Source organism: Pseudoalteromonas sp. UBA6610 (assembly GCF_002433295.1).
GTDB classification, from domain to species: domain Bacteria; phylum Pseudomonadota; class Gammaproteobacteria; order Enterobacterales; family Alteromonadaceae; genus Pseudoalteromonas; species Pseudoalteromonas atlantica.
Genome location: NZ_DJHW01000101.1, coordinates 6,567 through 11,531, shown reverse-complemented (window position 1 = coordinate 11,531; position 4,965 = coordinate 6,567). Strand labels below are relative to the sequence as shown.

Annotated in this window: 8 protein-coding genes; 3 read left to right on the top strand and 5 right to left on the bottom strand. The window is 39.4% G+C overall.

What is annotated here, in order from left to right:
• Nucleotides 1–157: 157 nt before the first annotated feature.
• Nucleotides 158–949 carry a 3'(2'),5'-bisphosphate nucleotidase CysQ gene (cysQ, locus tag B4F91_RS13470; protein ID WP_004588670.1) on the bottom strand — a complete coding sequence of 264 codons (792 nt, stop codon included), beginning with the start codon at nt 947–949 and terminating at the stop codon, nt 158–160.
• Complete coding sequence (gene nudE / locus B4F91_RS13465; RefSeq protein ID WP_029772216.1) at nt 942–1,514, bottom strand: ADP compounds hydrolase NudE; 573 nt, start codon at nt 1,512–1,514, stop codon at nt 942–944. Before nudE ends, cysQ begins: the two co-directional genes overlap by 8 nt.
• 62 nt (nt 1,515–1,576) lie before the next feature.
• Between nudE and yrfG the strand changes: the two genes are divergently transcribed.
• Complete coding sequence (gene yrfG / locus B4F91_RS13460; RefSeq protein ID WP_004588668.1) at nt 1,577–2,224, top strand: GMP/IMP nucleotidase; 648 nt, start codon at nt 1,577–1,579, stop codon at nt 2,222–2,224.
• An 8-nt stretch (nt 2,225–2,232) separates the two neighbouring features.
• On the opposite strand, the gene B4F91_RS13455 is transcribed toward yrfG, so the two are convergent.
• Nucleotides 2,233–2,856, bottom strand: a complete 624-nt coding sequence (locus B4F91_RS13455; protein WP_004588667.1) for a dUTP diphosphatase — start codon at nt 2,854–2,856, stop codon at nt 2,233–2,235.
• A 105-nt stretch (nt 2,857–2,961) separates the two neighbouring features.
• Between B4F91_RS13455 and B4F91_RS13450 the strand changes: the two genes are divergently transcribed.
• The gene (locus B4F91_RS13450) at nt 2,962–3,606 is read left to right on the top strand and encodes a peroxiredoxin-like family protein (protein WP_256846344.1); all 645 of its coding nucleotides are present in this window, start codon (nt 2,962–2,964) and stop codon (nt 3,604–3,606) included.
• Between the two features lie 128 nt (nt 3,607–3,734).
• Here the strand turns inward: B4F91_RS13450 and B4F91_RS13445 are convergent, their stop codons facing one another.
• Together B4F91_RS13445 and B4F91_RS13440 are read right to left on the bottom strand one after the other, a co-directional pair.
• Complete coding sequence (locus B4F91_RS13445; RefSeq protein WP_096040980.1) at nt 3,735–4,103, bottom strand: YacL family protein; 369 nt, start codon at nt 4,101–4,103, stop codon at nt 3,735–3,737.
• A 113-nt stretch (nt 4,104–4,216) separates the two neighbouring features.
• Entirely contained in the window at nt 4,217–4,441 is a 225-nt protein-coding gene (locus tag B4F91_RS13440) for a hypothetical protein (protein WP_096040979.1), read from the bottom strand.
• Between the two features lie 311 nt (nt 4,442–4,752).
• On the opposite strand from B4F91_RS13440, the gene B4F91_RS13435 reads away from it, so the two are divergent.
• Nucleotides 4,753–4,965: UvrD-helicase domain-containing protein (locus B4F91_RS13435; protein ID WP_288635860.1), on the top strand; the 213-nt coding region annotated here is incomplete at its 3' end.

Below are 4,965 nucleotides of genomic sequence, written 5' to 3'. Positions count from 1 at the left end.
CATCCCGCGCCTGTAATTTCTTTGAAATAGTTTCGTGTTAATAACGAGCCTGTTTCGAAGAGAGCGCTATAATATAGGAATAAACTTATATTGCAAGGCTTTAACTAGTTAATTGTGTTCAACCGAACAAAAAGCAATCAACAAACACTATAAATAGCTATCTCTGATGTGGGCTTATCATTTTTTGAAACTCCCAATCTGGGTGTCCCATTACAATAAAGTCAGGATTTTCAGTGCTCTCACGCTGGTTATAAGTAAGCGGATTAAATTCTGCATCGGTTATACACCCACCCGCTTCTTCTACAATAACTTGTGACGCGCCGGTATCCCACTCGCCTGTAGGACCAATTCGTAAAAAGCAGTCGGCTTTGCCCTCGGCAACTATACATGCTTTTAGCGAGCACGAGCCTACTGCAATAGTGGCAAACTGCGTATTTAAATACTGACTGACCGCTTCAATTTTTTGTCTACGACTTACTGCCAACGTTAGGTTATCGGGTGTTGCTACCGACATTTTTGTGTCGCTACCATTTTCTCGTTTAAATGCACCCTGATTAGCAGTAGCAAAGTAAGTGATCCCTTTTGCTGGCCAATGAATCACACCTAAAACGGGGTGATTATTTTCAATAAGTGCAATATTAACGGCAAAGTCACCACTTTCTAAAATAAACTCGCCAGTGCCATCCATCGGATCTAATAACCAATAGCGTTGCCAGTTCTTTCTTTGGGCAAGTGCCGGAATAGGCGTTTCTTCCGACATGATAGGGATGTCGGGCGCAAGCGCTTTTAAACCAGCAACAAGCACATCGTTAGACGCTAAGTCTGCTTTTGTAACAGGCGTAGAGTCTGACTTTTCTTGCTGGCCAATATCGTCTTTTTTATAAATAGCCATAATGGCATCGCCTGCACTTTGTGCAAGTTCAATACAAGGCTCTAGTAATTTATTCATTTGCAGCTCCAGACGCTAAATACTTATTTAATAATAGCAAAGCGGCAACACTGCGAGCTTCGGTAAAATCGTCTTGCTCTAATAATGACTGCCAATCTGTTAATGGCCACTTAACAACCACTAAAGGTTCGGGCTCATCACCTTCTAACGTTTGCGGATATAGTTGCTTAGCAAATAAAATATGCATGGTCGCGTTAAAGTAACTTGGCGCCATTGATACTACTTTTAGCGGCTCAAAAAATTCAGCACCAAAACCCACTTCTTCTTTAAGCTCTCTGTTTGCAGCTTGCTGTGGTGTTTCGCCGGGGTCTATCAAGCCTTTAGGAAAGCCTAATTGGTAGTCGTTTGTGCCCGCGCAATATTCACGTACCAGTAGCATTTCGTTATCTGCAGTTATTGGTACAATCATTACAGCCCCGCGGCCACCGCCACGTATGCGCTCATACTGGCGCTCTTCGTCATTAGAAAACTTAAGCTCTAACGATTCAACAGTAAATAAACGGCTTTTAGCAACTACATTGTTACTAATAATTTGAGGCGGAGTTGGGTGCTTTTTCTGTGTCATTGGCGTTATTTTGCTATCATGGCAGTTGTGCTTAATCATAAACTTTTCACAAGGAAAAGCCCATGCTAAATTGGTCAAAAATCGATACCGTTTTACTCGATATGGACGGAACATTACTCGATTTACATTTCGATAGTCACTTTTGGCTTAACGTTGTACCAGAGCAACTTGCGCTCACTCGTAATATTACCCTTGATGAAGCAAAAGCCGATATGCACAAACGCTATCAAGCGGTAAGTGGTCAAATACAGTGGTATTGCTTAGATTATTGGCAAGAGCAACTCAATTTACCAATAATGGAATTAAAACGCCAAACCCAGCACTTAATAAAAGTACGCGAAGATGTGCCCCACTTTTTAACTGAGTTAAAAAAAGCAGGTAAAGAGCTAATTCTTTTAACTAACGCCCACCCAGAAAACGTCATGCTTAAATTTGAACATACCGCGATAGATAATTATTTAGATGGCGTGGTGTCTACTCATCAATACGGAGTGAGTAAAGAGCAGCAAAGTTTATGGCATCAAGTACAAAAAGACTTAGGGTTTAATAAGCAGCGCACTTTGTTTGTTGATGATAGTGTGCCTGTTTTAAATGCTGCCCGAGAATACGGCATTGAACATTTACTTGCGGTGGCCAACCCAGATAGCCAGCAACCACATAATGTAATAGCCGATTACTTAAACGTAACCGACTACAGAAACATAATCTAGCAGCTAGATTATTGTTGCGGGTAACGCGCCACTAGGCCTTGATATACTAACTTTGCAAAGTCGGCATGTTCGGTATCAAGGCTTTTAACGACTTCGACTAAATGCTCGTTATCTTCTTGGCCATTCCATACTTTGATGTAGCTGCCATCTTTGTAGCCATGATCTTGGCGGAAAAAGTTTAACGTGTTTTTACCTACGTAACCGCGGTATAAATCGTCAATATCCATCCCTATTTGCGCCATACACCCTGCAAACGCGGCCGCGTTAAAGGTTTTATTTGCAACTGCTGAAGCTGCTAATATTTCAAGAGTTTGTTTAAAGTCATCTGCGGCCTGTGGTGCGCTAAGTTCTTGTTCTAGCTGCTTAGCTAACTCTTCGTAAGAGGTTGTTCCGTCAATTCTTAACGACAAACCAAAATGAAATATATCAACCAATTCTAGAATGACTTGCTCGGTGTCTGGGGTTTGTTTTTTCCACCACTTCCAACCGTAATGATCTAGCATCTCTGCACACTCTACCCAAATGGCTCTGTACCACTCAAAGCCTTGGCTAAACCATTGATCATGAACTTTAGTGTTCATGGCATTTTGCATTTCTAGCATTACTACTAGCTTATTTAAGTTGGCTGACATATCGTTTCCACTTGAGCTTTTAAATTACGCTTATGATACAGGCAAATAATAAAAAGTGCATTTTTGATCTATTATAAACAGCACATAAAAACAGGGCAGGAAATAATGATGAGTAAAGTGTTACTGCATACCTTGGCGACTATTGTAATGGCTGCTTTTTTAGTAGCGAATGCGCAAGCAAGTACAGAAGGAATTGCTGCAGCCCCCGAGCAAGTATCACCATTATTACCGGGCTTAAGCGTGCCTAATATAACGCTCAAAGATCAACATGGTAATAATGTAGAGTTACAAAAGCGCTTTGCTGAAAAAACAACGGTGCTTATTATTTACCGCGGAGGTTGGTGTCCTTATTGCTCAAAGCAACTGGCTAATATACAAGAAATTGAGCAGCAACTCGCTAATTTAAACGCGCAAATTATTGCAGTATCGCCAGATAGCCCAGAAAAACTAGCCCAAAGTAAAATAAGCTCGCCAAATTATTTACTGCTTTCAGATGATAGCCTAACCCTAGCAAAAGCCTTAGGTTTAGCTTATTTTTTAGATGATAAAACAGCCGCTATCTATCGCAATAAGCGCGGTGTTAACTTTGTTGATGCCCAAGGCAAGGTAAACGTCGCTTTACCTGTACCGGCTGTATTTGTAATTGATAAAAGTAGCGTTGTGTATTTTCAGTACGCAAACCCTAATTACAAAGTACGTTTAACAGAGGAGCTATTATTAGCTGGCGTTAAATCAATAGAAAATCAATAATCTGTAGTTATACCAATCGACTTAAATATTTAATCATTCTAGGGTGCTAAATAGAGCGCTATAAATGTCTAATAACTTAACACCATTGATATTACAAAAAAGGCCAACTAGGTTGGCCTTTTAAACGCTTAACGCGAGCCACTAAACTCAGCCCATGACTCTATTAAATCTATAAAATCTTCAAAGCCACAACCACTCACTAGGCCACTTTCTTCAAGCATTAAGTCATCATCTTGATAGGCGACTAAATCTTCGCTGTCTTGGTGTAGGGCATGGGCTTCAAATAAGGCTTCGTCTTTAGAGAGTATTAAGTCTATCTCTTGGCCTTTTAACGTTATTGGCTCGTAACTTGTTTTTACCGAGCTAATAAGTGCTTGTACCATCTCGACTTTTTCTTTGCCAATTTCTTCGTTTAACCAACGGCCAATTAGGGCATGCTCGCTGCTTATTTTAATGCGCAGCCCACTAATAGGGTCACGTATAAATTGATATTCCATAATTTTTACTTTTAAAACGCTAATGCGCTAATTATACCCATAAATAGCCTTAAACACCGACCCTAAAACGCAAAATAGCGCCAATGGGCGCTATTAAATAGGTGACATAAAAGCTAACTTCGCGATCTAAAACGTGCAGCATCTATAATCGACCATAAATAAATAATAGGTACGAGTACGAAGCCTATTAATACATAAATAAGTGCGTAACTAATTATAATAGCTAGCGCAAAAAAGATAGCGGCTAAAATTCGCCCTTGTACCAATTGCCCTAAACCAGGAAAAAATATATTACACAACGCTGCAATAACATTACCGCCAGAACCTTGATCAGCCATACTCACCTCTGTAGTTAATTAATTTTAAGTTTTAGTTATTTACTTACTATCACACTTTATGCCAATTTATTAAAGCTTAAAAATCAAATAGTTAAATTACTACTAAATAACTGCTTTAGTATTTTTTACTAAATATAGGTCAATTTGATTATTTTTATTATTAATTATCGTTACTTAAGAGTACAAAAAAGCGACTAAGCGATTAGTTTTACAAGTATTTTTAGAATAGCTGTTCATAAAAACAGTATTTTATTTAGCCTAACAAAAACACCTGTTATACTGCCCTCATTATTGATTGAAAAGGCGTAACGATGGACGTTTCTGAATTACTCGATGGCTTAAATGACAAACAACGCGATGCCGTTGCAGCCCCACTACAAAACATGCTGGTATTAGCAGGTGCTGGTTCGGGTAAAACACGTGTTTTAGTTCATCGTATCGCGTGGTTAATGCAGGTTGAGCAAGCATCAGCCTATAGTATTTTTGCAGTTACTTTTACCAATAAAGCCGCTAAAGAAATGCGC

What these genes read in the sequence shown, in the direction of transcription:
- cysQ (WP_004588670.1), bottom strand. Translation starts at nt 949, where the DNA reads ATGAATAAATTACTAGAGCCTTGTATTGAACTTGCACAAAGTGCAGGC.
- B4F91_RS13455 (WP_004588667.1), bottom strand. Translation starts at nt 2,856, where the DNA reads ATGTCAGCCAACTTAAATAAGCTAGTAGTAATGCTAGAAATGCAAAAT.
- B4F91_RS13440 (WP_096040979.1), bottom strand. Translation starts at nt 4,441, where the DNA reads ATGGCTGATCAAGGTTCTGGCGGTAATGTTATTGCAGCGTTGTGTAAT.
- B4F91_RS13445 (WP_096040980.1), bottom strand. Translation starts at nt 4,103, where the DNA reads ATGGAATATCAATTTATACGTGACCCTATTAGTGGGCTGCGCATTAAA.
- B4F91_RS13450 (WP_256846344.1), top strand. Translation starts at nt 2,962, where the DNA reads ATGATGAGTAAAGTGTTACTGCATACCTTGGCGACTATTGTAATGGCT.
- nudE (WP_029772216.1), bottom strand. Translation starts at nt 1,514, where the DNA reads ATGACACAGAAAAAGCACCCAACTCCGCCTCAAATTATTAGTAACAAT.
- yrfG (WP_004588668.1), top strand. Translation starts at nt 1,577, where the DNA reads ATGCTAAATTGGTCAAAAATCGATACCGTTTTACTCGATATGGACGGA.